This is a genomic window from Halomicronema sp. CCY15110, assembly GCF_016888165.1.
GTDB lineage: Bacteria > Cyanobacteriota > Cyanobacteriia > Phormidesmidales > Phormidesmidaceae > Halomicronema.
Window position 1 is genome coordinate 1 of sequence record NZ_JACSWC010000030.1, and the last position, 835, is coordinate 835.

Genomic DNA, 835 nt, shown 5'->3' on the forward strand with positions numbered 1-835 from the left:
CGCGGTTTCTGAGTCATCTGAACATTCTCCTTCCTTGTCGACTCTGCGGGAATGTCCACTTTTTCGAGGTAAGGTCAGATACATCGACTTCAACTAGTGGTGGAACAAGCCTTGGGGAAGAAACTGGCCCTGCAGAAACGCCAACTTACGTGTCTTGAAGAGTTTTTCGAGGCCTTTCCCACCGTTGAGCGGTTGATGCTCGACGGGACTGAACGCCCGGTTCGACGAGCCCAAGACTATGAACAACAGAAAACCGATTATTCGGGCAAGAAGAAACAGCATACCCGCAGTCACCTGGGCGCGGTAGCCCCCGACCGTCGCATTTTGGTCTTGAGCCAATCCTATCCGGGCAAAGCTTATGACAAAGGTATTCTGAATACCGAAGGATGGGCGGAATGGATTCCCGATGAGGTCAAAATCCAAGACGATTCGGGCTTGCAAGGATTACAAAATGAGTATGTGAACGTGGAGATTCCGCACAAGAAACCGAAAGAGGGAGAGCTCACCGCTGAACAAAAAGCCGAAAATTGCACCCTGGCTCAGGAACGGGTGATAGTAGAGCATGCCTTTGGCGGCCTCAAGCACTATGAGATTTCGGCGCAGGTCTATCGCAATCGCAAGGAGAATTTCGATGACCGCTCCATGTTGACCGCTGCTGGGCTCTAGAACTTTTATCTATCTGATGGCGGCCTAAAGGGGGCAAATGGCAGAAGGGTAGCGGCTTGCTTCAGAGACTTCACTAATTTACAACAACTCTAAATAATAATCCCCCTTGAGTGTGATTCACTCAAGGGGGAAGAAGAGAGACCTGGCACCGAGCTAATTTCCCATGGGG

1 protein-coding gene is annotated in these 835 nt (G+C 50.7%); it reads left to right on the forward strand.

Annotation, left to right across the window (positions count from 1 at the left end):
* Positions 1–111 precede the first annotated feature (111 nt).
* Positions 112–666, forward strand: coding sequence for a transposase family protein (locus tag JUK32_RS00180; protein WP_204136857.1), 555 nt, complete (start codon positions 112–114; stop codon positions 664–666).
* The last annotated feature ends 169 nt before the right edge of the window (positions 667–835 follow it).